Origin of the sequence: Achromobacter marplatensis (assembly GCF_049060505.1) — a bacterium.
In the GTDB taxonomy this organism is placed as follows: Bacteria; Pseudomonadota; Gammaproteobacteria; order Burkholderiales; family Burkholderiaceae_B; genus Achromobacter; species Achromobacter marplatensis_A.
Map to the genome: position 1 here is coordinate 75,971 of NZ_JBMGRB010000001.1, position 25,965 is coordinate 101,935.

Consider the following 25,965-nt stretch of genomic DNA (forward strand, 5'->3'; position numbering starts at 1 on the left):
GCAAGCCGGCGCCAGCGAGGACGCCGGCGAAGCGTTCCTGAAGCGTTGGCGGCTCAGCCCGGCGACACGTGGCGCGCGCCGTCACGCACGTCGTCGTCGGCCACGCATACGGCGTTGCGGCCATGGTGTTTCGCGTGGTAGAGCGCCTGGTCGGCGCGTTGGACGACGGCATTCAGCGTGGCGCCGTGGTCGGGGTAGCGCGCCACGCCCACCGATACCGTGATGGTCGAACCGACGGCGCCGGGGGCCGGCTGCGCAGCCAGCCGCTGGCGCAGCCGCTCCGCAGCGGAGATGGCCGCGGTGAGCGATACGCCGGGCATCAGGATGACGAATTCTTCTCCGCCGGACCGCGCCAGTGTGTCGCCGCTGCGCGAGCCTTCACTCATCAGCGTGGCCAGCGCCTGTAGCGCCTGGTCGCCGGCGGTGTGGCCGTAGCGGTCATTGATGCGCTTGAAGTGGTCGATGTCGATGACCATCAGCGCCACGGGCGACTCGTCGGCCTGCAGCATCGCCAAGGCTTCGTCCAGGCCGCGACGGTTGAGCAGACCCGTCAAGGTATCCGTCGTGGTTTCGCGGCGCAGATCGCGGATCTTGTGATGGATCGACGCCAACCCCGTCAGCAGCGCGCGTTTGAGTTGCGCGGCTTCGAAGTACCAGGAGCGAACGCTGCGGATGCGCGCGGCTGAATCCGGGTCCTGCATGTGGCGCGCGATGCTGGCCAATTCGCCCAGCGGCCGCGCGATCCAGCGCGACAGCAGCCAGATCAACACCACCGACAGCAACAGTAGCGGCAGCGCGTTTTCAGCGGTGGTCATGACCAGGTCGCTCAAGGGTTGCAGCGTACTGGCCACCGGACGTTCCGCGATCAGGCTCCAGCCGGTGCTGGGCACCGGCGCATAGCCCGCCAGCATGTCGCGGCCTTGGCTGTCCGTGAACCGCTGTTCTCCGGTTTCGCCTCGGCGGGCGGCCGCGAAGACCTCGTCGTCCGGCGCTTTGTGTCCCAGCTGGCTGCGGTCGGGGTGATAGATCAGCGTGCCGTTGCGGTCCATCACGTACAGGAAGGAGTCATCGCGATAGAAATGGTGGCCCAGCAGGCGGTCCAGCGCATTGTCCTCATGCAGGTACAGCGTGCCGGCGATGTAGCCAAGATAACGATAGTCGCGCGAGAAGATGGGGTACGAATACAGGATCAGCCAACGGCCGGTGGCGGTCCGGTAGGGCTCGCTGATAAGCGGTTGCTTGGTGCGGATAGCGCTTTCGGATGCGTCGCTGGTCAACTGCTGGCCAAGCAATTCCGGATAGGCGGACGACACCGCGATCACTTTGCCCGCCGGCGACACGACGACGCTGGAATTGAAGTGGCCCAGTTGCCCTTGCTGGCGCCGGGTCTCTTCAGCCATCAGCTCGGGGCGGGATTCCATGTCGGCAAGCACATCGGCGCTGTACGCAAGATACCGCCGCACATCGCTAAGAAACGTATCGGTGGTGGACGCCAGTTTGGAGGCATAGGCCCGGTTGACCTCTAGCGCGTTGCGCAGGAGCAGGTCACGCTGGACCAGATAGCTGGCGTGCAGGCCCCCGGCCAAGACCAGGACGACCGACAGCAGGCTGATCCACAGGATGAGGCGCCGAAGGTCAAGGCGGAACATGGCAGTCGCCGTCAGCTGCGGGTGCTGCCCGGCGGAAGGCCGGAAAGCGGCTGGCCGCCGGTCAGGGCGTCCCATGCGCACATGGCTTGGCGAGCCACGCCCTGGAGCGTCTTGCGGCTGGCGCCATCGCGGGCCTGGATGGACATGCCGTGCAGGACAGTCGTGTAGAACGCCGCAAGGCTTTTCGTATCGGTCCCGGCGGGCAATTCGCCTTGGCTGACGCCCGCGTTCAGGCGGGCCAGGATGCGGCCTTGCATGTCGCGCCGGTTATCGCACAGGAAGCCGCCGACGCTGGCGTGGTTGACGCTGCCCGACGGCGCGCCCAGCACGATCATGCAGCCGGGAGGCTGGCCGGGGGCGGTGAAGCGTTCGGCGGCGGCCATCAACATGGACTGGATGCCGCCGCGCGCGGTGGGCGCGTCTTGCAGCGCGCGCCGGGACGAGCCGCCTTCGGTTTCGCGGTAGAGCTCGACGGCTTCGCGAAATAGTCCTTCTTTTGAGCCGAACGCGCCGTAAAGGCTGGGCGAGTTGATGCCCATCGCCTCCGTCAGATCGGTTAGCGATGCTCCTTCATATCCCTTCGACCAGAAAACTTCCATGGCCTTTTGCAAGGCCTGGGCCCGGTCGAAGCTCCGGGGGCGCCCACGTTCTGCCATCCGGCGATTTTACCTGCCACATTATTTTTGTGTTGATCGATAAAAAAATGATTGACGCGCGGTTCCTGGTGCAGCGATGATATTTGTATTGATCACTACAAATTAAGGATGGGCCATGAGCAATTTGACTGGAAAAGTGGCATTCGTGACGGGCGGCAGCCGGGGCATCGGCGCGGCTATCGTGCGGCGGCTGGCGGCCGATGGCGCCGATGTGGCGTTCACCTATGTCAGCGCGTCGTCCGCCGACGCCGCGCAGACGCTCGCCAAGGAACTGGCCGCGGCGGGGCGCCGCGCGCTTGCGATTCAGGCCGATTCCGAAGATGCGCTGGCGGTACGACAGGCGGTGGAAGCAGCGATCAAGGAATTGGGCCCGGTGGATGTGCTGGTCAACAACGCCGGGATTTTCGTCGCGGGCCTGATTGGCGACACCAGCGTCGACGACTACGAGCGCACGATGGACATTAACGTCCGCGCCCCTTTCGTCGCGATCCGCACGGCGCAGGCGTCGATGCCGGACGGCGGCCGCATCATCAATATCGGCAGCTGCCTGGCCGGCCGCGCGGGCCGCGCCGGCGTGGCGCTGTATGCCGCCAGCAAGTCTGCGCTGGTCGGGTTGACCCAAGGCCTGGCGCGTGACCTGGGTACGCGCGGCATTACCGTCAACGTGGTGCATCCTGGCCCGATCAACACGGACATGAATCCGGCCGACGGTGAACGCGCTGGCGACTTGGTGGCTGTGCTGTCCTTGCCGCACTATGGCGAAACCCGCGATATCGCCGGGATGGTGGCCTTCCTGGCGGGACCCGAAGGGCGCTACATCACGGGCGCGAGCCTGGCGGTGGACGGCGGCTACGCGGCGTAACGCGGCGGGTGTGAATAGTTTTTTTGGCGCATGACTTGCACAAACCAAAAAACCTACATATAATCTTGCTTCTTCGCACTACACACATAACGAAACGCAGCCAACAGCACGGCGCCGGCAACGGTAAAGCGCGGTTGAAAACGAATCGGAAATGAGTGGATTGCAGGGCTGTTAGCTCAGTTGGTAGAGCAGCGGACTCTTAATCCGTAGGTCGAGTGTTCGAGCCACTCACAGCCCACCAGAATTCGTATTGAAATGAACGCCCTAGTCGCTAAGCGACTAGGGCGTTTTTTCATTGCGCATCTGAGTTTGCCCAAAACTTGACGTCGCGGCGTGGACAGCGATATGGCTGGGTGAGCTTGTCTTGCAGGCGACATTCGCGGCCTTCCCAGCAGGTAGCAAGCCACTGACCACACACCGCCTGAACGGCTCTACGGAAGTGGCTTGCGAGTCCGTTCAGACGAGGGGAGCTTGTTCAATTCCTCTTATGTTCAGTAGCGCCAACGTATATTGACCGAGCCCGCGTTCTCACGGTTGCCCCCGCCATATTGGCCACTGTAATTTAGGCCCACTGTCGCATTGCGCGAGATCGCCAGGTCTGCACCCAACTCCGTCAATACCGCGTTGCGTGCAATCGGCGCGCCAGCCACCGTGAATACCTGGCCACCATTAAAGGCCATCGTGGATTCTGGCGTGATCGCTCCAAACGCGTGCCGCCAGCCGACACTAGTCCGCAGCATGCCAGTAGTTCGCCCCAACGCATATGGTGTCGCGCCACGCAGTCCCAAGGTTGCGCTGGTTTGATTGTTGCTCTGGCTTTGGCTACTCAACGCTGCCGATCCACCCGACTCCGAGAACCCGCGAGTCCGCGTATCGCTCCATGCAATACCCGAAAACGGTTCAATGGTGGCCGCGCCTAGCGGTATGGCATAGCCGAATTCCGTAAAGAGCTGGCTGGTGCTCGCGCCATAGTCAGCCTTGAGGGTCTGATTCAGCCCGGCCGTATTCACGTTGCGCGTGGTGCTCAGGTCATGCCAGGTGTAGGCCCCGCCCATCAATAGATTGATCTTGCCTGGCCCTGCGTCAAATGCTCTTCCACCATAGATCGTCGCGCTATAGCTGCTCGCATCGGCCTTGGAGGCGCGTGCATCGGTACGGATCGTGCTGTCGGTGTAGCCCAATGCGGCGCCCAGCCTCCAGCCGTTGCCAACGCTATGATCGGTGCCAACGAACAAGCCGCCCATTTGCTGCGTTGTCTTCGCAGCATTGCCGTTGCCGTTAAGCGTCTGCCAATGACCCACCACTTCAGCCCAGGCCGGCTGCGCGGCAGAACTCGGCAGCACGCGAGTCGCGATGGGCGCGTCGCTCACCCCGGCATCCGCCGTGGGTGCGCCCGCAACCCGCCCTGCGGACAGGCTGTTTCGCAAATGCTTGAACGGCGCAGCGCGTACGCCTTCGGCACTACTTTGGAGCGCTGAGGTGACGCTGGCGTGAACCTCGCCAGACAGATTGTTGAACGTGGCAGGCGGGGCACCTTCAGCCAGGGTCAGAATGCGTTGATATAGCTCATTCGATTCGGGTAGGCTTTGCAGGCCATTGGCCACGGCGCGTTGATTGCCCGTATCGGCCAAGTCCGCAAACCGGATATCTCGCATCGGCGGGGAGGGCGTTGGCGTGACAGGGTCTGTTGGCGTAATAGGATCTGTAGGCGTGACAGGATCTGTAGGCGTGACAGGATCTGTAGGAGCCACCGGCACCTGGCGCTTGTCCAACGCAAGCGTCACCGCCGTGGCGGTGTAATCCAGTTTCGGGATCAAGTATGCATAGTTGGAGGTTGCCTGGGCGAAGACCCCATTTATCCCGGCGCCCGCGGTCAGGATGGTGTAGCTCAAGCCTGGCGTGTATGTGCCATCCGCCCCCACATGAACCACGGAACCGCCAAGCAAGTTTGCCACCCCTGTCACGGCCACCCGGGTGCTGTCAGTGCTCGTCGGGTTGGCCTCGACTTGATAGATCGAACCCGCGCTCATGGTCAAGTCGCCGTTGACCGTCAAGGTGCCAATAGAGTTGCCGGGCGCCAGCGTGCCACCTGCAGCAACGCTTGTGCTGCCCACCGCGCCGTGACCCGCCAGCGTGGCGCCATTGGCGACCGACACACGACCCACGATCGCGGCGGCTGATCCCGAGACGCTGCCCACGATCAACTTGCCGCCCTGCACCTGGGTATCGCCGGTGTAGGTGTTGGCGCCGGACAGGGTCAGCGTGCCGCTGCCTGCTTTGTTCAATCCGAGCGTGCCCGCGCTACTGCCATTGGCGATGAGCCCTGAAAAAACGGAATCTCCCAACAGGGTCCCGTCGACCGTCAGGACGGCGTCGGCGGCACCATTGTTGACAATGGTGCCGCTGCCAACAGACACGCTCATTACTCGGCCAGCGACTGTGCTGTAACCGTTAAGGGCAAGAATGCCGCCCGTGCCGCCGCCAATATTGTCGAACGACAGGTCTGTCTTTTGGGTCAAGGCGTTGGTGGCCCCGACATTCAGGGTGCTGCCCTTATAGAAAGTTTGTGTCCCACCGTTGACGGCATTGGCGACCGAAGCGGCCAGCGTGCTGGTACCGTTGAAAGTCTGCGTCCCGCCGTTCACGGCATTGGTGGCAGAGGCGGCCAGCGTGCTGGTGTTATTGAAAGTCTGCGTCCCGTCGCTCACGGCATTGGCGACCGAGGCAGCCAGCATGCTGCGGCCGGTGAAAGTCTGTATCCCCCCGCTGACGGCATTGGCGGCCGAGGCGGCCAGCGTGCTAGTTGCGGTGAAAAGTTGACTTCCGCCGCTCACGGCATGGGTGACCGAGGCAGCCAGCGTGCTGGTACCGTTGAAAATCTGCCTCCCGCCGCTCACGGCATTGGCGGCCGAGGCGGCCAGCGTGCTGGTGTCATAGAAATATTGCCTCCCGTCGCTCACGGCATTGGCGGCTGAGGCGGCCAGCGTGCTGCTGACGTTGAAACTCTGCTCCCCGCCGCTGACGGCATTGGCGGCCGAGGCGGCCAGCGTGCTGGTGTTATAGAAAATCTGCCTCCCGCCACTGACGGCATTGGCGGCCGAGGCAGCCAGCGTGCTGGTGTTATTGAAAATCTGCGTCCCGCCGCTGACGGCATTGGCGGCCGAGGCGGCCAGCGTGCTGGTACCGGAGAAATCCCGCATCCCACCGCTGACGGCATTGGCGGCCGAGGCAGCCAGCGTGCTGGAGTCAAAGAAAAACTGCGTTCCGCCGCTCACGGCATTGGCGACTGAGGCGGCCAGCTTGCTGGTACCGTAAAAAGTCTGCGTCCCGCCGTTTACGGCATTGGCGGCCGAGGCGGCCAGCGTGCTGGTGTCATAGAAAAACTGCGGTCCGCCGCTCACGGCATTGGCGACTGAGGCGGCCAGCTTGCTGCTGTCGTAGAAAGTCCAGTCCGAGGTCATTGCCCCGGGGATATCCGCCTCGAAGACCTGAATGCCAACGCATGGTGATGCGGCACATGTCTGGGCCCGACTTGGAGACATTATTCCGAATGCAAGTGGGCCAAAAATCAATGTCAGGCCTAACCCTCGGGGGATACCTGCCGAAAATCGGACACCACCTGTTAACAGGTCGCTCACACGCATTTCTCGGCCCCGTTTCGTTGTTCGCGCGGAGCGTCCAGACGTTTTCCCCTGGCCTTTTGCATTCTCACTGGCGACCGTCCAAACCCCGCGTTGACGATCAAAGATAATTCGGAAAATGTGATTCATGATTCTATTGTTCTTTGAAGATCCGTACGCCGCCGTTGTGGGCCGATCGCGAATACGGGCGAATAAGCTGAGCAAGCACGTCCTGGCGCGCGCCAAGGACAAAGTGCCCACTAAAACAGGCTTCGCGTGCCGCTTTCAACTGCCATAGCCAAAGGTGAGCGGAACATGACTCCAGATGCTGGGGGAGACTGCTTTCGTCAACGAGATTTGGCGACTAATGCGCGATCACGTCTTATTTCGGAGCCGTCGAATATCCCTGAAGTTGGATGGGGCGGAGTTCTTTGGCCGACTATTCATCATTGATTGCTGGCGCATTGCTATGCAGCAGTGCGTCAGCAATCAATGATGAATAGTGGATGTTTGGGCGAAAAGCCCAATAGACCTGACAGGCGATTGGAACAGACATCCGAACATACAACATCAGACTAAAGTCGTAGACGTCTTCGTATTGAAATGAACGCCTTTCAGCGTTTCCTGCATGGCGGGGTGATCAGGCGGCATGTGTCCGTTGCAGGAATGCCCTTATCAGCGCGACCACCTCATCCAGATGCGTTTCCAACAGCCAATGGCCGCCGCTCAGCAGGTGGAGTTCCGCATTCGGCAGGTCGCGCAGATAAGCCCGGGCGGAAGCTTCAGGCATGTAGTGGTCCTGCGGCCCCCAGACAATCAACGTGGGCGGTTGGTGGTCGGCCAAGTATTGCCGATGCCGTGGGAACCACAATCGGTTTTGTTTCAGGCCGGCAATCAAGTCGATGGCGACCTCTTTGCGGCGGGGCGTCATCAGCGACCAATGCAGTTTCCATAAGTCCGGGGCAATCCGGCCGGCGATGTCCGGCCCGACATGGTTCAGGAATTCTTCCTGAAAACTCGCTTCAGTGATGTTGTTTCCGATGGCGCGGCGCATGTCGGCTGGCGGCAATGCCCAGGTCGCTTCGATGTCTGCGTATTTGGGGCCCAACGCGTCTTCATAGGGCACGTCGCCATTCTGAATGATCAGCGCGGTTACCCGATGGGGCGCCCGGATGGCAAGCCGCGCCCCGATGGGCGAGCCGAAGTCGTGCAGGTAAAGCGCAAAGCGGTGCAGGCCAAGCACTTGGACGAAACGATCCAGGAAGGCGGCATAGCCATCGAAGCTGTAATCGAAATCATCGGGCGTGGCACTGTAGCCCGCTCCGGGGTAATCCGGCGCGATCAGGCGCCAGCGGTCCGCCAGGCAAGGTATGAAGTTGCGGAATTCATAGGAAGAACAGGGGTATCCGTGCGGCAGCAGGATCGCCGGCGCGTCCGGCGGGCCCGCTGTGCGATAGAAGGTGTCGATGTTGTCGACGCGGATGCGGCGATGTTGGACAGGCACTGTCATATGAGCCTCTGGGTTTCCGGGAAGCCGGGCGCTACCAGGGCACGACGGATAGCGCGACGGACAGAATGACCACAAGCACGATAAGCATCAGGATGTGATGAGTTCGCATATTTCCTTTTGGAGTATCGTGAATCGTTTCCAGCCCGCGGGGTAGTGCCCTGCGGGAACCTGAACGCCTCGTCAGCAAGCGCTGTGCCCGGAGAGCCCCATGCGCGATGTCGTGCAATTGCGTCCCGAAGGCCTGTACTGTCCGGCAGGCCAGTTCTACATCGACCCATGGCGGCCGGTGGCGACCGCCGTGCTGACGCATGGCCATGGCGATCACGCCCGGGTAGGGATGGGCTCCTACCACACCAGCGCCGAAGGTCTGCCGATTCTGCAATGGCGTTTGGGCGATCAAGACTATCGCGTGCATGAGTACGGCCAGCCGTTCACCCTGGGCGATGCCCGCGTATCGCTGCATCCGGCTGGCCATGTGCTGGGTTCCGCCCAGGTGCGCATCGAAGCCGATGGCCAGATCTGGGTCGTGTCCGGCGACTATAAGCGGCAGCCGGACCCCACGTGCAGCCCGTTTGAAGTCGTTCCTTGCGACACGTTCATCACCGAAGCCACTTTCGGCTTGCCCATCTATCGTTGGCCCGACACGGCGGACGTCGCGCGGGACATCGTGCAATGGCGCGATCACTGCGCGGCGCGCGGCGAGGCCGCTATTCTTTATTGCTACGCGTTGGGCAAGGCGCAGCGCGTGTTGGCTGAGCTTAAGCCGTGCATCGGCCGGCCAGTCTATGTGCATGGCGCTATCGCGGCCGGCGTGGATGTGTACCGGCGGGTGGGCATCGACATGGCCGACACGCTGGGGGTGATCGACGCCGACGGCGAGTCGTCGGCCCCAAGGGCCGGCTTTGCAGGAGAACTGATCATTGCGCCGCCATCGGCCGCTGGCAGTGCGTGGCTGCGGCGTTTCCGCAAAGCCCAGCAGGGTTTCGCCTCGGGTTGGATGCGGCTGCGCGGCAACCGGCGCCGCCGCAACATGGACCGCGGCTTTGTCGTGTCAGACCATGCGGACTGGCCGGATTTGCTGCGCACCATTCACGACACCGGCGCGCGCCGCGTCATCGCCACGCATGGCGACACCGACGCGCTGGTGCGCACCCTGAACGAAGCCGGCGTGGCGGCCGAAACGCTGGCTACCCAGTATGGTGAAGACGACTAGACCTAGGAGGCGCGCCCTGGCATGAAGCGATTCGCAGCGCTGTATCAAGAGCTGGACCGCAGCACCGCCACGCTGGACAAGCGTGGCGCGCTGGCCGCCTATTTCCGGGACGCGCCGCCACGCGATGCCGCCTGGGCGCTTTATTTGCTTGCTGGCGGGAAAATCACCAGCGCGCGGCGCAAGGTCGCAGGCGTGGCCGAATTGCGCGCCTGGGCAGCCGCCGCGTCGGGCACCGCGCCCTGGCTCGTTGACGCCAGTTATGACCAGGTCGGCGACCTGGCCGAAACGCTGGCCCTGCTGATGCCCGACCCCACTCACCCCGCGCCGGAGCGCGGCTTGGCGGACTGGATCGAAGAGCGGTTGCTGCCTGTCGCCAATCGTGACGAGACCGAGCGGCGCGACGTCGTCGTATCGGCGTGGCTGGGGCTGCCGTTCGATGAGCGCCTGGTATTCAACAAGCTGCTGACGGGCGCGCTGCGTGTCGGCGTATCGCAACGCATGGTGCAGCAGGCGTTAGCCGAGATGTCGGGTGTGCCGATCGCGCGGATCGCGCAGCGGATGCTGGGCGCCTGGGAACCCAGCCCGGCTTTTTTGCGCGACTTGCTCAGTGCCGAGGACTTGCCCGGCGACCGCCAGCAGCCATACCCGTTCTTTCTGGCGTCGCCGCTGGAAAGTCCGCCGTCGGCGCTCGGCCCCATTGATGACTGGCTGCTGGAATGGAAGTGGGATGGCATTCGTGCCCAACTGATCCGGCGCCATGGCGAGGTGGCGTTGTGGTCGCGCGGTGAAGAACGCCTGGACGGCCGCTTTCCCGAAGTGGAAGCCGCCGCGGCGGCGCTGGACGTGGATTGCGTGCTGGATGGCGAGCTGCTTGCATGGCAAGAGGACGCGGCGCAGCCCATGCCGTTTTCGGCGTTGCAAACGCGGATTCAACGGTTGAAACCCGGCCCCAAGTGGTTGGCCGACGCGCCCGTTCGCATGCTGGCCTACGACCTGCTGGAACGGGACGGCGCCGATTTGCGCGAACTGCCCCAGGCCGAACGCCGCCAGCAGCTGGAAGCGTTGCTGCGCCGCCAGCCCGATGCGCGTCTTGGCCTTTCGCCGATCGTGGCGCCAGACAGCTGGGACGCGGCCGCTGCGCTGCGCGAGGAAGCGCGCGAACGCGGCGTCGAAGGGTTCATGTTGAAGCGCCGCGGCGCAGGCTATCAGAGCGGACGGCGGCGCGGCGATTGGTGGAAGTGGAAGATCGATCCGTTGACGATCGATGCCGTGCTGCTGTACGCGCAGGCCGGCCATGGCCGCCGCAGCACGCTCTACACCGACTACACCTTTGGTTTGTGGCAGGGAGACACGCTGGTGCCTATCGCCAAGGCCTATTCGGGCCTGGACGATAAAGAAATTCTGGCCCTGGACCGCTGGCTGCGGGCCCACACGCGGGAACGGTTCGGTCCTGTCCGGTCGGTCGAACCGGTGCAGGTCTTCGAACTGGGTTTCGAAGGCGTCAACCTGTCCAAGCGGCACAAGTCCGGTGTGGCCGTGCGCTTTCCCCGCATCCTGCGCTGGCGGCACGACAAGCCCGCCGCTGAAGCCGATCAGCTGGACACCCTGAAGGCGCTGGCGCGATGACGGTATTGCCGCGTGGTTGGGATGCGCCGCTGTCGGCCTGGTTCCAGGCGCGTGGCTGGAAGCCGGCGGTGTTCCAGCGCGAGACCTGGCGCCGCTATCTGGCGGGTCAGTCCGGCCTGCTGCATACGCCGACCGGCAGCGGCAAGACGCTGGCTGCGTTTGGCGGACCGCTGCTTGAAGCTTTGGCCGATCCTTCCCTGGCCCGTCCCGTGACGGGGGCGGGGCCGCGCGTGCTGTGGGTAACGCCACTGCGTGCGCTGGCGGCCGATACCACACGGGCGCTGGCGCAAACGGCCGATGAACTGGGGGTTGATTGGACGGTTGCGCTGCGGACGGGCGACGCCAGTGCGCGCGACAAGCGCCTGGCTCGCCAAGGCAAGGCGGACGTGCTGGTGATCACGCCGGAGTCGCTGGCGCTGCTGCTGTCTTACGCCGATGCGTCGCTGCGTTTTCGCGCCCTGCGTTGCGTCGTGGTCGACGAATGGCATGAACTGCTGGGCAACAAGCGCGGCGTGCTGCTGCAACTGTGCCTGGCGCGATTGCGCCGCTTGTCGCCGGCGTTGCGCACATGGGGGCTGTCGGCCACGCTGGGCAACCTGGAGGAGGCCCGCGCGGTGCTGTTGCCGCATGCGCCGGATAGCCCCCTGGTCGCGGGCGTCGCGCCCCGCAAGGTCGTCATATCGACCTTGCTGCCCGAGCGCAGCGGCGCGTTGCCGTGGGCGGGGCACCTGGGGCTGTCCCAGTTGCCGCGCGTGTTCAAGCGCCTGTTCGATGTCCGGACCAGTCTGTTGTTCACCAACACCCGCGCGCAGGCCGAGCTATGGCATCGCGCACTGGAATCCATCTGGCCCGAAGCGGCGTCCACGCTGGCGCTGCATCACGGCTCACTGGATCCCAAACTGCGCGCGCAGGCCGAACAGGGGCTGCGGGAAGGCGCCATGCGCTGCGTGGTGGCGACGTCTAGCCTGGATTTGGGCGTCGACTTTCCCGCCGTGGACCAGGTGCTGCAGATCGGCAGCCCCAAAGGCGTCGCCCGATTGTTGCAGCGGGCCGGCCGAGCCAGACATCGCCCCGGGGAGTCCGGCCATGTGATCTGCGTGCCGGCACAGGCGCTGGAGCTGATCGAGTACGCCGCCGCCCGTCAGGCGATCGCGCGCGGCGCCATCGAGTCGCGGCCGCCGCCGCGCGGCAGCCTGGATGTGCTGGCGCAACACGCCGTCACCCTGGCGTTGGGCGGCGGCTTCGATGCCGCCGAGCTGTATGACGAAGTCCGGGGCACGCACGCCTACGCCGCCCTGGACGCCGCTACCTGGCAGGCCGTGCTGGACTTCATCGTCCAAGGCGGCCGCGCACTGGAAAACTATCCCGAGTTCCGGCGGGTGCAACGGGACGATGATGGCTGCTACCGCGTGCATGACCGCCGCGTCGCATTGCGCCATCGGCTGTCGATCGGCACCATCACCGCCGACGGCGCCGTCTCGGTGAAGTACCTGCGGGGCGGGGGGCTGGGATCGGTGGAAGAGGGGTTCCTGGCGCGCCTGCGTCCGGGTGATCACTTCCAGTTCGCCGGCCGGACGCTGGAACTGGTGCGGCTGGAAGGCATGACCGCCTATGTGCGCCGCGCCAAGGGCGGCAATGGACCCGTGGCGACCTGGCAAGGCGGCCGCATGCCGTTGTCCACGCAGCTGGCGAACGAGGTCGAAAGCCTGTTTGGCCATCCGGGCAGCCACGCCGAGATGCGCGCCGTGGCCCCGTTGCTGCGAATCCAGCGCTCGGCCAGTGGGCTGCCGGGCCCGGGCTGTCTCCTGGCCGAGCGCATCATCACGCGCCGCGGCATGCATCTGTTTTTGTTCCCTTTCGCGGGGCGTGCCGTCCATGAAGGCATGGCGGCCGTGATCGCGCTGCGGTGGGGCCGCCGGCAAGCCAACACGTTTTCCTATACGGTCAACGACTACGGTCTGATGCTGACGTTGGCCGAGCCCGCGGAGCTGGACGATGCGCGGCTGCGTGAGTGGCTTAGCCCCGAACAGGCTGACGCCGACCTGCGCGACGGCGTCAACCTGGGAGAGCTGGCGCGCCGCCAGTTCCGCGAAATCGCGCGCGTGGCCGGCCTGTTGACCCCTTCGCTGCCGGGGCGCGCGGCACGCTCGCTGCGTCAGGTGCAGGCGTCCAGCGGACTGTTGTTCGACGTGCTGCGCCGCTACGATCCCGACCATCTGCTGTTGGCTCAAGCGGAAAGGGAAGTCCTTGAAATCCAGCTGGAAGCCCCGCGCTTGCTGGCGGCCTTGCATGATTGCGCGAGTCGGTCGTTGGATCTGCGCACGCCGCGCGCGTTGACGCCGCTGTCCTTTCCGCTATGGACGGAAAGCCTGCGTGGCCAGCTCAGCACGGAAACCTGGCAGGCTCGCGTGAGGCGAGCCGCCGCGCAACTGGAGAAGCGCTATGCCCGAATCGCGGGATGACGGGCTGTCCATCAACTTGGCGAACGAGCCGATGGTGCTGCTGGGCGATCGCGCCATGTACTGGCCGGCGCGGTCGCGCCTGATCATCGCGGACCTGCATCTGGGCAAGAGCCATGTGTTTCGCCAGGCCGGCATTGCCGTTCCGCAAGGCGCGACCCGGGCCGACCTGATGCGCCTTGACCGGCTGCTTGAATCCACCACCGCGAAGGCGCTATGGATCGTGGGCGATGTGCTGCATGGGCCGATGGCCCAGGCGGGCTGGCGCGACGCCTGGACGCAGTGGCGCAAGCGGCACGCCGCGCTGGACGTGGCGGCGCTGACGGGCAACCATGACCGCTTGCTGGATGGCGCTGCGCTGAGCATCAGGCAATTGGGCGAATCGACGGCCGACGGGCCGTTTCTGTTCCGGCATCTGCCGCACGCCGATCCGCACGGCCGGCACGTCATTGCCGGGCACGTGCATCCCAAGACCCGCGTGCCTGGGGTGCCCCGCACTTGGCCCGCATTCTGGCTACGCGATAGCATGACCGTGTTGCCCGCGTTTTCCGACTTCACGGGCGGCCAGACCGTCGGCGCGGGCGACGGCGGCGGGCTCGTCGCATGCGTGGAAGGCAGCGCCTTGGCGATCGGCCGCCCGTCGTAAACGGGATGGCGCCCGTCAATAACAACCTAAGCGAATGGAGAAAAAAATGCGCACAAAAGGGATCGCCGCGTCAAAGGGCCACGACGGCATCCAGGCGGCGGTCTATACCCGCTGGCATCAGCTTTCGGTGCCGCTGGCGTTTGCGTTGGCGGCCGGCGGCTTCATGCTTGTGGTGTTCAATCGCGGGCCCGTTCTGTGGGCGGTTATCGTCGCGCTGGCCGGGCTATTGACGCCTCCGCTCGTCGCCTTCAAGGGGTTTCCCACCCGGAACCGGATCACGGTGACGCCCGATGGGCTGGTGTTCTCGCGGCGCGCGCCGGTTGCTTTTGCCGACTTGACCCGCTGGGGGACCGACGATTTCCTGAAACTGGTGCGGCCGGGGTATCCCACGCTGCTCGTAAGCCCTGTCGACGCACCGAACCGCGAACGTTTGCTGCGCGAATTCCAGGCTGCGCTTCAGGCGTGGCAGAAGCGGCAGCCGGCCGGCACCGAGGCGGCGCGTCGGACGAATTTCTACGGTTCGACGGGCGCCCGCTTGGTGGGCGCCGTGATCACGGCCTTGGGCGCGGGCGCGGCCTTGATGGCGCTGAACCTGCGCGAACCGTCGGTGCCGCTGGCGATCGTCGGCGGGTTGGGGGCGTTGTTCGGGTTGGCGATGCTGATGGGCAGGCGAGTCTGAGTTAAGCGCTGGCTTAACGATGGGTAAAGATGCGATGAACCACAGCGGGCCTGCGGCTCTTTATAGTGGCCGCATTGCCATCCCAGGAGCGCCCGCATGTCACCAACCCAAGGTTCCGCTGATTTCCCGGATACCGACGTCCCGTCCGGCCACCCGCGCGCGGTGCTGTTCGACCTGCTGACCGCCTTGCTGGATTCGTGGACGATCTGGAATCGGGCGGCGGGCACCGAGGCGCTGGGCCGCGCCTGGCGCGCCGACTATTTGCGCCGTACCTATGGTTGCGGCGCTTATCAGCCCTATGAACAGCTGGTGCAGGACGCCGCTGCCGCGGTCGGCCTGCCAGCCAGCGCCCCGGAGGCGTTGGAAGCGCATTGGGCCGAATTGCCCGCATGGGACGGCGCACGGGAATTGTTGCAGGCGTTGCGCCCGCATTGCCGCCTGGGCGTGGTTACCAACTGTTCCGACCGCCTGGGCCGCCAGGCCGCGAGCCTGCTGGAGGTCGATTGGGACGTGGTGGTGACGTCCGAAGAGGCCGGTTTCTACAAGCCCGACCCCCGGCCGTATGCCCTGGCGTTGGCGCGTTTGCAGGTGCGTCCGGAGGATGCCGCGTTCGTCGCCGGCTCGGGCTATGACCTGTTTGGCACCAGCAAGGTCGGGCTGCGCACGTATTGGCACAACCGGGTGGGGTTGCCGTTGCCGCAAGGCGCGCCGGCGCCGGAACGGGAGTCGCCCCGGCTGGACGCGGCGTTGCCGTGGCTGGCCCGGTTCCGCCACGGTTGAGCGGCTTCGGGGCGCGGCGGCCCCTGGGTGCCGGCCATTTGCGTAGTACAAAATGTTGCCGGTGCCCCGGTCCGCGCTTGCTAGCATGGCTTACGCCGGAATAATCCGGCGCACCACGGGATAGTGGAGGTTGCCATGAACTCAAGAACAACGTTCAACCGGATCGCGGTGGTTGCGGCGGCGGGGGCGCTACTGGCGGGCTGTGCCACGCAACAGCAGACGAACACCGCCGTGGGCACGGGGGCGGGGGCGGCGGTCGGTGCCGGTATTGGCGCCCTGATCGGGCACGGCAAGGGGGCGGCGATCGGCGCCGGCATCGGCGCGGTGGCCGGCGGCCTGGTGGGCTACAACTGGAAGGTCGTCAAAGAAGATGTGCAGCAATCCGGCGCGTCGTCCCTGGGGATCGATGTCGTGGAAATGCCCGATGGCAGCCTGAAGGTCAATATTCCCAGCGGCGTGTCGTTCGACACGGACAAGACGCAGTTGAAGCCCGCCTTGCTACCGGTGCTGGACAGCGTGGCGCGTTCGCTTAACCAGCATCCGGAGCTGCGCACCAAGGTGGTTGGCCATACGGACAGCACGGGGGCGTTGGCACATAACCAGACCTTGTCGGTCAACCGCGCCAAGAGCGTGACGGACTACCTGGCCAAGCAAGGCGTGGCGGCCGGCCGCATGGCGGCGGAAGGCCGTGGTCCGAACGATCCCATCGGTGATAATGCGACCGCCGAAGGGCGCGCGCTGAATCGGCGCGTGGAAATCTACCTGTACGCCGTCAAGCAATAAGGTCTGTCATGAGCATGTTCCCTCCCGCCCGTATTGGCTCCGATATCGCCGTGGCCGCGTTGTCCGGCTGGCAGGCCGCGGCCACGCGCGACGCCATCGAAAAGCGCTTCCGCTTTCCGAACTTCAATGCGGCGTTCGGATTCATGGCGCGGGTGGCCATGTTCGCGGAAAAGCTGAACCACCACCCGGAGTGGACGAACGTCTACAACCGGGTGGACGTGACGCTGACCACCCATGACGCCGGCGGCGTGACCGAATTGGACGTGCGCATGGCGCAATTCATGGACGAGGCCGCCGCGCAGATGGGGGCCACCGCGCCCGCGTCCGGCGCTTAGCCGTCTTCGCCGTCCGTGCCGTCTTCACGCGCTTGCAGATGGTCGATCAGGCGATCCAGCATGTCGCCCAGGGCGCGCTGTTCGCCCGCATCCAGGCAAGCGAAAATCTCATCGTTGCGCTGCGCGATCAGCGCGATGATGCGCTGGTACTGCGCCTGGCCGGCGGCGGTGGGCGTCAGCACCACGCCGCGCCCGTCGGACGCGGACAGCGTCTTTTCGACTAACCCGCGTTCGACCAGCGCCTGCGCCGAACGGCTGGCCTGGCCCTTGTTCAGGTTGGCGGACCGGGCCAGGTCGTTGACGGACAGCGGCGCATAGCGGCCAATCGCCGCCAGGCAGCGCGCTTCGCCCAAGGGAATACCGCAGTCCGACAAATAAGCGCGATTCGTGTCCCGGTCCGTAATCTTGTTGAGCACGTGCAGGCGATAGGTCAGGAATCGTTCCAGGGCGGGCGGTTTCACGTGGGGCGGGCAGGAGTGGGGGCGGGATAGTTTGCCACAGCGTCTTCACCCAGGCAGGCGCTTTCTGCCTGCGCCAGCAGCGCCAGCGCTGAGGCGGCGTCGGGCTGCCGGCTCAGCAACGATAAGCCAAGTATCGACAGAAATAGCGGCGCGCGCGGTTCGCCCACGCGCGTCAGCGCTTGCGCCATGCCGGTGTACACCTGGTCCAGTTCTTCGGGGTTCATGCTTGGCCTTCCTTGTGCGCGGACACGGTGATCGAGGGGTAGTAGGGGGCGAGGGCGGCGCGCAGGCTGGCGACGTCCGGCGTGTTCCAGCGGCCCAGCACATAACCGTCCGGACGCAACAGGTAGACGAGGCCGTCCGCGGCGCCGTAGCGTTGCTGCAACTGGCCATGCGCATCGTCCCAGCCGCCGGCGCCCACGCGCACGATGCGTAGCGGATGCGGCGCATCGTGCGTGCTTGCCGCCAGCGCATCCAGATCGGCCGCCAGCGCGCCGGACGGAGAAACCGCCAACGCCACGAAGCCGTTGCCGAAGCACTCGCTCAGATAGCGCGGCGCGTCGCCGTCCTGCAGCCGTGCGTCCGGCGCGGGCTGGCCGGGCGCGGCGGCCGGGCCGGCCTGCGGGGCGCCGTCGGACAGATTCAGCGGCGAGGTGTCGTAGGAAATAGGCGCGGATTGGCGCGGGTTGATTAATGACCGCACGGTGTCGTCCGCAAGCGCCAGGCGCAGCGCGGCCTCGCGCATCAAGCGGAAGCCGAAATCCGGCGGCGCCATGAATTCGGTGCTCTTGGCGCCGTAGGCCAGATTCTGCCGGGTGGCATGTACGCGTTCGCTACTGTAGCTGTCCAGCAGGCTGGCGGGCGCCTGGCCCTTCAGCACCCAGGCCAGCTTCCAGGCCAGGTTACCGGCGTCGTCCAGCCCGGAATTCAGGCCGCGCACGCCGAAAATCGGCACCAGGTGGCCGGCGTCCCCGGCGAACAGCACGCGGCCATGGCGGTACTGGTCCAGCGTCAGGCACTTGGCGTTGTAGATGGAAATCCACAGCGGCTTCCAGGGTGCGGTCTCGCCGATCATGTCCAGATGGCTTTGCACGCGCGGCAGCACGTTCTCAGGCTTGACGGCCTCGTCGGCGTCTTCGTCGTCGCGGATCTGGTAGTCCACACGCCATACGTTGCCCGGCTGCCGATGCATCAGCAGCGTCGAACCGGGGTTGGACGGCGGGTCGAACCAGGCCAGGCGTTCGACGGGGCGGCTGGACGCCTGCTCGATATCGACAATGACGTAGCGGCCTTCATATTGCATGCCTTCCAGCTTCAGCCCCATCGCTTCGCGCACGGTGCTGCGTCCGCCGTCGCAGGCGATCAGCCAGTCGGCGCGCACCGTCTGGCGTTGCCCGTCCGCATCCACCTCGACCGTCACGCCGTCGGCGTCCGCGCGTAGCCCGGCCACGCGGGCCGACCATTGCAGCGCAGCCCGTTCGGGATGGCGCTGCATGGCCTGATGGGCGTATTCCTCGATTGAGTACTGCTGGATGTTGACCATCGGCGCATAGCGTTGCAGCGGGTCGTGCGGCATTTCAAAGTGCAGGACTTCGCGGTCGCGGTAGTAACTGCGCCCGCCGGTCCAGGGCAGGCCGGTCGCCGCCAGGGGCTGGTCGGCGCCGGCCCAGCCCAGGATTTCCTGGGACCGGCGCGAGATGCAGATCGCGCGGCTGCCGGTGCAGTAATCATCGTCGGCCTCCACCGTCAGCGAGGCGATGCCGTATTCGGCCAGCAGGGCGGCAAGCGTCAGGCCGACGGGGCCTCCGCCGGCAATCAAGACGGGAACGTGCGAGGGGAGCGGCATCTTGTCTCCGGGATGTAGTTGTGTACGCAACTATATTCTTCAAAGGTTGCGCGCGCAACCAAATTTTCCAGCCAAAAAAAACCCGCCTGATCAGGGCGGGGTTTCGCAGCGATGCCGAAGGCGTCAGTTGCGGACGTAATAGATGCGCATTGCCTGTTGCTTCTGGGCGCCGTCCATCACGCGCAGCACCACCACCTTGGGGGTGAAGCCGTCTGGCAGCTTCAACTGGCCCAACGCGTAGTCGTAGCGGTCGACGGTCAGTGCCGGACCTTCCGGCGTGACGGTGGCCGCGCGGCCGTTGGGGTAGCTGCCGTCGATGGAGAACGTGAGCGTGCCCTTGAACGGCGCGCCGGTGCGCTCTTCGCGCATGACCAGCACTTGGTAGTCCAGCTGGCCGGGAGCGCGCTTGAACGTGGCCGAGCGGATGCCCAGGTTGCCGCCGCGCGGATCGGGCGGCATGGCGTCCTGGAACAGGACCAGTTCCTTGTTCATCGTCTCGATCTTGCTGCGCGCTTCAGCCAGGTCGGCGGTCAGCTTTTCATGGCCGGACTTGTTGGCGTCGCGCTGCTGGGTGGCTTCGTCCAGTTGGGTCTGCAGGCGTTGGCGTTCCAGGTTGGAAGCGCTGAGCTCGCTATGCAGGGACTCGGACTGCTCTACGGTCAGCCGTTGCGGACCGTAGTTGGTTTGCAGGAAGAGCACGCCGCCCGCACCCAGGGCAATCCCCACAAGAAGCAGGACGAGCCAGCGCGGCAGGCGCCGCGTGCGTTGACCGGGTTGGTATACGGAGGGCTTGAATACGGCCCGTTGCGATCTTCCAAACATCCCCATTCCTAGAAAACTTCCTGTGTGTTGCCCGTTCGCGCGAAGCCCGCGCGAGCCAAAGCGTCAGAGAATACCCCGTTACCCGGGGGCGTTGGGTGCGCGGAAAATCCTGGTTGCGCACCTTGATATTGTGAAATATGTGGGCATCAACGCGCCGCCGCGTGGAGCTCGGCGTCCAGGTCGGCAAGCCGTTGAGGAGTGCCGACGTCGGTCCATCGGCCGGTATGGTGCGCGCCGCGAGCCAGTCCTTTGGCCATCGCCTGCCGAAAAAGGGGCAGCATGGGCATCGCCGCGCCGCGCGGGATATCCGCAAACAACGAGGGATGGTAGACGGCGATGCCCGCATAGGTCAAACGAGGCTCCCCCTCGGCGTGCAGGCTGCCGTCGGGGGCCAGCCGGAAATCGCCATTGGGATGCTGGACCGGGTTGTCCACCATCAGCAGCCACGCTCCGCCGCCGGGCAACCCGGCAGCCAGCCCGGGGGCGGCCGCGGGATCCCAATCGCACCAGACGTCCCCGTTCATCACCAGAAAGGGGGCGTCTCCCAGCAGCGGCAGCGCTTGGGCGATGCCACCGGCCGTTTCCAGCGCGGTGCCTTCCGCCGAATAGCGGATCCGCATGCCGAAGGCCGCGCCGTCGCCCAGCGCGCGCTCGATTTCGTGGCCCAGCCAGGCGTGGTTGATGACGACGTCGTGGATGCCGGCCGCGGCCAGGCGCTCAAGGTGCCAGACGATCAGCGGTTTGCCGCCGACGGCCAGCAGGGGCTTGGGGCACCGGTCGGTCAAGGGGCGCATGCGTTCGCCGCGTCCCGCGGCAAGAATCATGGCCTGCATCAGAAGGTGTACCCGACGCGGACCTGGCGGTCGTCCAGCTTGTCCAGCAGACGCAGCAGAGGGGTGAAGACGCCGTAGCGCTGCGCCACCTGGCGCACGTAGCCGTTCATGCGCGGTATGTGGGCCAGGTAGTGCGCCTTGCCGTCGCGGTGGTTCAGGCGGGCGAACACGCCCAGAATCCGCAGGTTGCGCTGCAGCCCCATCCACTCGTAGGCGCGGTGGAACTCGGCGAAATCGGACGCGACCGGTAGCCCGGCGGCGCGTGCCATTTCCCAGTAGCGGATGGCCCAGTCCAGTTGCTGCGGTTCTTCCCAGGTGGTGCGGGCATCGGTCACCAGCGACGCCAGGTCATAGGTGATGGGGCCGGCCAGCGCGTCTTGAAAGTCGATGATGCCGGGATTGGGGCCGTACTGCGGCTGGTCGCAGACCATGAGATTGGGCGAATGGAAATCGCGGTGCACCAGGACTTGCGCCTGCCCGCCATTGCTGGCCGACAGCAGCGCGAAGATCTTTTCCAGCGCGTTGGCCGTCTTGTCGTCCAGTGTCTCGCCGTGGTGCTTTTGCACGTACCACTCGGGGAACAGCTTCAGCTCGTCGGCCAGCCGGGTGCTGTCGTAAGTCGCCAGCCCGGCGGTGGAGGCCTTTTGCAGTTGCACCAGCGCGGCCAGCGCCTCGCGATACAACGTCTGGAGTTCGCTGTCGGGCATCCCGGCCTGGATGCGTTGGTAGTAGGTCTGTTCCCCCAGGTCGGACAGGAGCAGCAGGCCCAGCCCGAGGTCCTGCGCCAGCACCTTGGGTACGTTCAAGCCGGCGTCGGCCAGCAGTTGCCCCACATGCAGGAAGGGGCGGCAGTCTTCATGGGCAGGGGGCGCGTCCATGACAATCAGGGTGCGCTCGCCGGCGTCCAGCCTGAAATACCGGCGGAAACTGGCGTCGGCGGAGGCGGGGCGCAGCGTGTCCACGGCCAGATCCAGGTCGGCGGGCAGGCTATCCAGCCAGTTGCGGATCTGCGCCAGGCGGGGGTCGTGATCGTTTTTCAAGGAAGATCCGTGTCAGAAAGGCAATATTGCTGAAATTTGCGTTCGGCGCACATAAGGCTGGGCGTATGGCGCGGCTTCTCTATAATACCGGCTCGTTTCCGTTCGCATTGGCCCTTCCGCGGTGCCGGTGCCAGGTTTTCCCATCGTCAAAAAAGGGCTGTTTTCACTCGTGCGCAAGGTTCGGTGGTTGATCCTCTCTGCTGTCAGCGTCGCCGCCGGGGCCGTTCAGGCCCAAGGCAGCCAGGATCCGGCTCCCGCCGCATCATCCGCTAGCGTGTCGCCCGCGGCCCCGGTGCTGCGCACCTCCCCGGGTTTGCGGATACATCGCCTGCCCGACGACAGCATCCCCGCCTATATGGAAGCGGACAGCATCGAGGGCGATCCCGAGTCCGACCTGACCCTGACCGGCAGCGCGCAAGTGCGCCGCATCGACGGCATCATCAAGGGCGACCGGATCAACTACCGCAAGGACACCGGCGAAGTCGACGTGCAGGGCAACGCGCGCATGATGCGCGACGGCACGCTGGTGACCGGCCCCAACGCCAAGTTCAACGTAGACAAGTACTCCGGCGAAGTCGAAAAGCCCAATTTCTGGATGGGGGCGGCCGGCGGGTTCGCCGTCGCCGAACACGCTGACATTTTCAGCAAGTCGCAGATGCGGCTGCACACCGTCACGTACAGCGGCTGCGCGTGCGAGACGCCGTCCTGGTACATCAAGGCCAACACCGTCGACATCGACTTCGACGAAAACGAAGGCGTGGCGCGCAATGGCGTGCTGTATTTCAAGGATGTGCCGATCCTGGCGTCGCCCTACATGACCTTCCCGGTCAAGAAGGAGCGCAAGTCAGGCTTCCTGATGCCGACCTACGGAACGACCAGCCAGGGCGGCTTCGATCTTTCGCTGCCGTACTACCTGAACCTGGCGCCGAACTACGACGCGACGATCCAGCCACGCTATTTCTCCAAGCGCGGCATGCAGTTGGGCGGCGAATTCCGCTACCTGGGTTCCAGCTATGTTGGTACCGTCGATGGCGCCTATCTGCCCAACGATAACGTCACCAGCGAAGACCGCTGGATGTACTGGTGGCGTCACCAGCAGACGTTCTCGCACGGCTTTTACGCAGACTGGGATATCGCGAAAGTCTCGGATGACAATTACTACCGCGATATTTCCCAATTGGGCCTGAACCAGGCGTCGACCACCTATCTGCCGCAGCGCGGCCGTGTGGGCTGGGCTTCCAACTACTGGAGCGCCTACGCGCAGGTCTACAAGTACCAGACCCTGCAGGATCCGGACGCGCCCCTGGTGCCCCCTTACGACAAGGAGCCCGAGCTGTATCTGCGCGGTGCGCGCTATGACTGGGGCGGCTTCGATGTGGACTGGACCTCGACTGCGGTGCGTTTCCGCCGACCGGATTTCGGTTCGACCGTGCGCTATCCGGAAGGCGACCGCCTGCAGACATACCCGACGGTGTCCTATCCGATCGTGCGTCCGGGCTGGTTCATCATTCCGAAGGCCGGCGTCAATTACACCCAATACCAGACCAAGTGGTATGGCGTGGATGCGCTGGGCTTGAACGGTGGAACGGCGGATGGGTTGCCGCGCTCGCAGTCGCGCACGGTACCGATCATGTCGCTGGATGCGGGCCTTATCTTCGAACGCGATACCTCGCTGTTCGGCAAGGCGTCCACCCAGACCCTGGAGCCGCGCCTGTACTACCTGCGCGTGCCGTACCGTGACCAGTCCAAAATGCCCGTTTACGACACGTCGTTGGCGGACTTCAGCTTCTCGCAGGCCTTTGAAGAGAACATCTACACCGGCGGCTGGGACCGTATTTCCAACGCCAACCAGCTGACCGCGGCGTTGACGACGCGCTGGCTGGACGCCAATACCGGTTTCGAGCGCATGTCGCTGGCCGTGGCGCAGCGCCTGTATTTCGCGGACCAGCAAGTTACGTTGCCGGGCGAAACGCCGCGTGAAAACGTGCGCTCCGACTTCCTGGTGGGCGCCAGCGCCGCGCTGACCGACACGCTAAGCACCGACGTGGCCGCTCAGTACAACCCCTACGACAACAAGTGGTCGCGCGGGCTCGTCAGCGCCCGCTGGTCGCCGCAACGCCTGACGACGGTGGCGCTGTCGTATCGTTATCAACGCGATCCTCCCACCGGAGTCTCGTACCAGCCGCAAGGCCAGAACCAGGTTAGCCTGGCGTTGCAGTGGCCCTTCACCAAGCGCTGGTATGGCGTTGGCCGGGTGGATTATTCGTTGCGCTCCGGGCCGTCGAGCACCGTGGCCAACACGATGGAGTCCCCCCGCGTGACCCAGGCCATTGCCGGCCTGGAGTACAAAGGCGATTGCTGCTGGGTGGGCCGGGTGGTCTACCAGCGCTATGCCGTATCGGCTACGGACGCCAACTCCGCAGTGTTCTTCCAGCTTGAGCTGACCGGCCTGGGTTCCTTGGGAACCGATCCGATGAACCTGCTGAACAGAAGTATCCCCGGCTACACCAGCATTACACCGCCCGTGCCGGCTGGGACCACATTTGAAAGGTATGAATGATGCGTAGGTTGCACTCTTTGCGTCGCCTGTCCGGCAGCGCGCTGCTGCTGGCTCTTTGCGCCGGCTTGCCCGCCGCGCATGCGGCTGAGCAGACCGGCCGGGCCGCCAACAATGGCGCCAAGGCCGCGCCGCAGGCCGCGGCGCCCGCAGCGAAGGGCGAACAGTTCGTCGACGGCATCGCCGCCGTGGTCGACAAGGATGTGATCACGTTGCGCGAATTGCGCGATGCGTCGCTCCGCATTGCCGGCGAACTGAAGTCTCGCGGCATCCAGGTGCCCGACGACCAGACCTTGCAGCATCAGGTGTTGCAGCGCCTGATCATGGAGCGCGTGCAACGCCACGAAGCCGACCGCCTGGGCATCCGCGTGGATGACGCCCAGGTCGACCAGGCGATCCAGACCATCGCCGGGCGCAACAAGATCAGCGTGGCGCAGCTGCGCGCCGAAATCGAAAAATCGGGCACGACGTGGGACGCCTACCGCAAATCGCTGCGTGACGAGATCCGCACGGATCGCCTGCGCCAGCGCGCGGTGGACTCCACCATCATCATTTCCGATACCGAGGTCGACGCGTTCCTGAAGGACCAGCGTCGTAATCCGGCGTTCGGCGCATCGCCGCAAGCGGCGCCGCAGCCACAGGCCCGGCCGGAAGCCCCGCCCGAGCAGGCCGCCGTGCCCGCCGGCCCCATGCTCTACGCGCTGGCGCAGATTCTGGTGCGCGTGCCGGAAGGCTCGTCTTCCGAACAGCTTGCCCTGTTGCGCAAGAAGGCAGAAGGCATTCTGGCGCGAGCCAAGCGCGGCGACGATTTCGCCAGCCTGGCGGCGGCGTCCTCGGATGGCCCCGAAGCCCTGCAAGGTGGCGTCATGGGCGTGCGTCCGCTGGACGGCTGGCCCGATCTGTTCGTCAAGGCCATCAGCAATCTGCAGAAGGGCGAAGTGACGAACCTGATCCAGAGCGGCAACGGTTTCCACATCATCAAGGTGATGGACCGCGGCACCGCGCAACCGGCACCCGGGCGCACCGCACGGGCCTCGGCGCCTGCGCAGGCGCCGCAGCAACAGCAGCCGGCCGCTCGCCCGCAAGCCGCGGCCGCGCCGCAAGGCCCCACTGAGGTCATGCAGACCCGCGCGCGCCACATCCTGATCAAGACGTCCACCGTCATGAGCGACGAGACCGCGCGCCAACGCCTGGAACAGGTGCGCCAGCGCCTGGTGGCCGGCGATGCGAAGTTCGAAGACATGGCGCGGCAGTACTCGCAGGACTCGACCGCGCCGCAAGGCGGCGAGCTGGGGTGGCTGAATCCGGGTGAAACCGTGCCGCCGTTCGAAGCCGCCATGAATGCCTTGAAACCGGGCGAAATCAGCCCTCCGGTCCAGTCGCCTTTCGGTTGGCACTTGATCCAGGTTGAAGAACGCCGTCAGCATGACGTCACGGACGAATTGGCCCGCATGAAGGCGCGCCAGACCCTGTTCGAACGCCGTGCCCAGCCTGCTTTCGAAGATTGGCTCGACCAGTTGCGCGCACAAGCGTATGTCGATAACCGTCTTGAAAAGCAGCAGAAGATCCAGCAGAACAACCGCTAAAC

Annotated in this window: 21 protein-coding genes, 1 tRNA gene and 1 pseudogene; 12 read left to right on the forward strand and 11 right to left on the reverse strand. The window is 65.1% G+C overall.

The window, feature by feature from the left end:
• Nucleotides 1-53: 53 nt before the first annotated feature.
• Both ACI0FO_RS00330 and ACI0FO_RS00335 read right to left on the reverse strand, forming a co-directional pair.
• On the reverse strand, nt 54-1,649 hold the full coding sequence (locus tag ACI0FO_RS00330; protein ID WP_416023270.1) for a GGDEF domain-containing protein: 1,596 nt from the start codon (nt 1,647-1,649) through the stop codon (nt 54-56).
• Between the two features lie 11 nt (nt 1,650-1,660).
• Nucleotides 1,661-2,305, reverse strand: coding sequence for a TetR/AcrR family transcriptional regulator (locus ACI0FO_RS00335; RefSeq protein ID WP_416023271.1), 645 nt, complete (start codon nt 2,303-2,305; stop codon nt 1,661-1,663).
• A gap of 115 nt (nt 2,306-2,420) precedes the next feature.
• Between ACI0FO_RS00335 and ACI0FO_RS00340 the strand changes: the two genes are divergently transcribed.
• Both ACI0FO_RS00340 and ACI0FO_RS00345 read left to right on the forward strand, forming a co-directional pair.
• Nucleotides 2,421-3,167, forward strand: coding sequence for a 3-oxoacyl-ACP reductase family protein (locus ACI0FO_RS00340; RefSeq protein ID WP_416023272.1), 747 nt, complete (start codon nt 2,421-2,423; stop codon nt 3,165-3,167).
• 165 nt (nt 3,168-3,332) lie between these two features.
• A tRNA-Lys gene (locus ACI0FO_RS00345) sits at nt 3,333-3,408 on the forward strand.
• Between the two features lie 250 nt (nt 3,409-3,658).
• Here the strand turns inward: ACI0FO_RS00345 and ACI0FO_RS00350 are convergent.
• The 3 genes and pseudogenes from ACI0FO_RS00350 to ACI0FO_RS00360 all read right to left on the reverse strand — a co-directional run bounded on the left by ACI0FO_RS00350 (nt 3,659) and on the right by ACI0FO_RS00360 (nt 8,297).
• Complete coding sequence (locus ACI0FO_RS00350) at nt 3,659-6,628, reverse strand: autotransporter outer membrane beta-barrel domain-containing protein (RefSeq protein WP_416024518.1); 2,970 nt, start codon at nt 6,626-6,628, stop codon at nt 3,659-3,661.
• A gap of 201 nt (nt 6,629-6,829) precedes the next feature.
• Nucleotides 6,830-6,937: pseudogene (locus ACI0FO_RS00355) on the reverse strand (ESPR domain-containing protein); the annotation flags it as partial.
• 490 nt (nt 6,938-7,427) lie between these two features.
• Complete coding sequence (locus ACI0FO_RS00360) at nt 7,428-8,297, reverse strand: alpha/beta fold hydrolase (protein ID WP_416023274.1); 870 nt, start codon at nt 8,295-8,297, stop codon at nt 7,428-7,430.
• A gap of 208 nt (nt 8,298-8,505) precedes the next feature.
• On the opposite strand from ACI0FO_RS00360, the gene ACI0FO_RS00365 reads away from it, so the two are divergent.
• From ACI0FO_RS00365 to ACI0FO_RS00400, 8 genes are all read left to right on the forward strand, one after another.
• Nucleotides 8,506-9,510, forward strand: a complete 1,005-nt coding sequence (locus ACI0FO_RS00365; RefSeq protein WP_416023276.1) for a ligase-associated DNA damage response exonuclease — start codon at nt 8,506-8,508, stop codon at nt 9,508-9,510.
• A 21-nt stretch (nt 9,511-9,531) separates the two neighbouring features.
• Complete coding sequence (locus ACI0FO_RS00370) at nt 9,532-11,136, forward strand: ATP-dependent DNA ligase (protein ID WP_416023277.1); 1,605 nt, start codon at nt 9,532-9,534, stop codon at nt 11,134-11,136.
• A complete protein-coding gene (locus tag ACI0FO_RS00375; protein WP_416023279.1) occupies nt 11,133-13,598 on the forward strand; it encodes a ligase-associated DNA damage response DEXH box helicase in 2,466 nt (821 codons plus the stop codon). Before ACI0FO_RS00370 ends, ACI0FO_RS00375 begins: the two co-directional genes overlap by 4 nt.
• The gene (pdeM, locus tag ACI0FO_RS00380; RefSeq protein ID WP_416023280.1) at nt 13,579-14,241 is read left to right on the forward strand and encodes a ligase-associated DNA damage response endonuclease PdeM; all 663 of its coding nucleotides are present in this window, start codon (nt 13,579-13,581) and stop codon (nt 14,239-14,241) included. The genes ACI0FO_RS00375 and pdeM overlap by 20 nt, the downstream gene beginning before the upstream one ends.
• A gap of 46 nt (nt 14,242-14,287) precedes the next feature.
• A complete protein-coding gene (locus ACI0FO_RS00385) occupies nt 14,288-14,920 on the forward strand; it encodes a hypothetical protein (protein ID WP_416023282.1) in 633 nt (210 codons plus the stop codon).
• Between the two features lie 96 nt (nt 14,921-15,016).
• On the forward strand, nt 15,017-15,700 hold the full coding sequence (locus ACI0FO_RS00390) for an HAD family hydrolase (protein WP_416023283.1): 684 nt from the start codon (nt 15,017-15,019) through the stop codon (nt 15,698-15,700).
• Between the two features lie 135 nt (nt 15,701-15,835).
• Complete coding sequence (locus tag ACI0FO_RS00395) at nt 15,836-16,483, forward strand: OmpA family protein (RefSeq protein ID WP_416023285.1); 648 nt, start codon at nt 15,836-15,838, stop codon at nt 16,481-16,483.
• An 8-nt stretch (nt 16,484-16,491) separates the two neighbouring features.
• Complete coding sequence (locus ACI0FO_RS00400; RefSeq protein ID WP_416023286.1) at nt 16,492-16,818, forward strand: 4a-hydroxytetrahydrobiopterin dehydratase; 327 nt, start codon at nt 16,492-16,494, stop codon at nt 16,816-16,818.
• Here ACI0FO_RS00400 and ACI0FO_RS00405 read toward each other — a convergent pair.
• The 6 genes from ACI0FO_RS00405 to ACI0FO_RS00430 all read right to left on the reverse strand — a co-directional run bounded on the left by ACI0FO_RS00405 (nt 16,815) and on the right by ACI0FO_RS00430 (nt 21,820).
• On the reverse strand, nt 16,815-17,279 hold the full coding sequence (locus ACI0FO_RS00405) for a MarR family winged helix-turn-helix transcriptional regulator (RefSeq protein ID WP_416023287.1): 465 nt from the start codon (nt 17,277-17,279) through the stop codon (nt 16,815-16,817). The two genes, ACI0FO_RS00400 and ACI0FO_RS00405, sit on opposite strands and share 4 nt — an antisense overlap.
• A complete protein-coding gene (locus tag ACI0FO_RS00410) occupies nt 17,276-17,503 on the reverse strand; it encodes a hypothetical protein (protein WP_416023289.1) in 228 nt (75 codons plus the stop codon). Before ACI0FO_RS00410 ends, ACI0FO_RS00405 begins: the two co-directional genes overlap by 4 nt.
• Nucleotides 17,500-19,125, reverse strand: coding sequence for an FAD-dependent monooxygenase (locus ACI0FO_RS00415; RefSeq protein WP_416023290.1), 1,626 nt, complete (start codon nt 19,123-19,125; stop codon nt 17,500-17,502). The genes ACI0FO_RS00410 and ACI0FO_RS00415 overlap by 4 nt, the downstream gene beginning before the upstream one ends.
• A gap of 123 nt (nt 19,126-19,248) precedes the next feature.
• Nucleotides 19,249-19,947 carry a DUF6776 family protein gene (locus tag ACI0FO_RS00420; protein WP_416023292.1) on the reverse strand — a complete coding sequence of 233 codons (699 nt, stop codon included), beginning with the start codon at nt 19,945-19,947 and terminating at the stop codon, nt 19,249-19,251.
• 146 nt (nt 19,948-20,093) lie between these two features.
• Nucleotides 20,094-20,780 (reverse strand): N-acetylmuramate alpha-1-phosphate uridylyltransferase MurU, encoded by a 687-nt coding sequence (gene murU / locus ACI0FO_RS00425; RefSeq protein WP_416023294.1) that lies wholly within the window; start codon nt 20,778-20,780, stop codon nt 20,094-20,096.
• Nucleotides 20,780-21,820, reverse strand: a complete 1,041-nt coding sequence (locus tag ACI0FO_RS00430; protein WP_416023296.1) for an aminoglycoside phosphotransferase family protein — start codon at nt 21,818-21,820, stop codon at nt 20,780-20,782. The genes murU and ACI0FO_RS00430 overlap by 1 nt, the downstream gene beginning before the upstream one ends.
• A gap of 169 nt (nt 21,821-21,989) precedes the next feature.
• On the opposite strand from ACI0FO_RS00430, the gene ACI0FO_RS00435 reads away from it, so the two are divergent.
• Entirely contained in the window at nt 21,990-24,380 is a 2,391-nt protein-coding gene (locus ACI0FO_RS00435; RefSeq protein ID WP_416023297.1) for an LPS-assembly protein LptD, read from the forward strand.
• A complete protein-coding gene (locus tag ACI0FO_RS00440; protein WP_416023298.1) occupies nt 24,377-25,963 on the forward strand; it encodes a peptidylprolyl isomerase in 1,587 nt (528 codons plus the stop codon). The genes ACI0FO_RS00435 and ACI0FO_RS00440 overlap by 4 nt, the downstream gene beginning before the upstream one ends.
• Nucleotides 25,964-25,965: the final 2 nt, after the last annotated feature.

What these genes read in the sequence shown, in the direction of transcription:
- ACI0FO_RS00395 (WP_416023285.1), top strand. Translation starts at nt 15,836, where the DNA reads ATGAACTCAAGAACAACGTTCAACCGGATCGCGGTGGTTGCGGCGGCG.
- ACI0FO_RS00340 (WP_416023272.1), top strand. Translation starts at nt 2,421, where the DNA reads ATGAGCAATTTGACTGGAAAAGTGGCATTCGTGACGGGCGGCAGCCGG.
- ACI0FO_RS00330 (WP_416023270.1), bottom strand. Translation starts at nt 1,649, where the DNA reads ATGTTCCGCCTTGACCTTCGGCGCCTCATCCTGTGGATCAGCCTGCTG.
- ACI0FO_RS00360 (WP_416023274.1), bottom strand. Translation starts at nt 8,297, where the DNA reads ATGACAGTGCCTGTCCAACATCGCCGCATCCGCGTCGACAACATCGAC.
- ACI0FO_RS00375 (WP_416023279.1), top strand. Translation starts at nt 11,133, where the DNA reads ATGACGGTATTGCCGCGTGGTTGGGATGCGCCGCTGTCGGCCTGGTTC.
- ACI0FO_RS00440 (WP_416023298.1), top strand. Translation starts at nt 24,377, where the DNA reads ATGATGCGTAGGTTGCACTCTTTGCGTCGCCTGTCCGGCAGCGCGCTG.
- murU (WP_416023294.1), bottom strand. Translation starts at nt 20,780, where the DNA reads ATGCAGGCCATGATTCTTGCCGCGGGACGCGGCGAACGCATGCGCCCC.
- ACI0FO_RS00420 (WP_416023292.1), bottom strand. Translation starts at nt 19,947, where the DNA reads ATGTTTGGAAGATCGCAACGGGCCGTATTCAAGCCCTCCGTATACCAA.
- ACI0FO_RS00350 (WP_416024518.1), bottom strand. Translation starts at nt 6,628, where the DNA reads ATGACCTCGGACTGGACTTTCTACGACAGCAGCAAGCTGGCCGCCTCA.
- ACI0FO_RS00370 (WP_416023277.1), top strand. Translation starts at nt 9,532, where the DNA reads ATGAAGCGATTCGCAGCGCTGTATCAAGAGCTGGACCGCAGCACCGCC.
- ACI0FO_RS00335 (WP_416023271.1), bottom strand. Translation starts at nt 2,305, where the DNA reads ATGGCAGAACGTGGGCGCCCCCGGAGCTTCGACCGGGCCCAGGCCTTG.
- pdeM (WP_416023280.1), top strand. Translation starts at nt 13,579, where the DNA reads ATGCCCGAATCGCGGGATGACGGGCTGTCCATCAACTTGGCGAACGAG.
- ACI0FO_RS00365 (WP_416023276.1), top strand. Translation starts at nt 8,506, where the DNA reads ATGCGCGATGTCGTGCAATTGCGTCCCGAAGGCCTGTACTGTCCGGCA.
- ACI0FO_RS00400 (WP_416023286.1), top strand. Translation starts at nt 16,492, where the DNA reads ATGAGCATGTTCCCTCCCGCCCGTATTGGCTCCGATATCGCCGTGGCC.
- ACI0FO_RS00410 (WP_416023289.1), bottom strand. Translation starts at nt 17,503, where the DNA reads ATGAACCCCGAAGAACTGGACCAGGTGTACACCGGCATGGCGCAAGCG.
- ACI0FO_RS00415 (WP_416023290.1), bottom strand. Translation starts at nt 19,125, where the DNA reads ATGCCGCTCCCCTCGCACGTTCCCGTCTTGATTGCCGGCGGAGGCCCC.
- ACI0FO_RS00385 (WP_416023282.1), top strand. Translation starts at nt 14,288, where the DNA reads ATGCGCACAAAAGGGATCGCCGCGTCAAAGGGCCACGACGGCATCCAG.
- ACI0FO_RS00390 (WP_416023283.1), top strand. Translation starts at nt 15,017, where the DNA reads ATGTCACCAACCCAAGGTTCCGCTGATTTCCCGGATACCGACGTCCCG.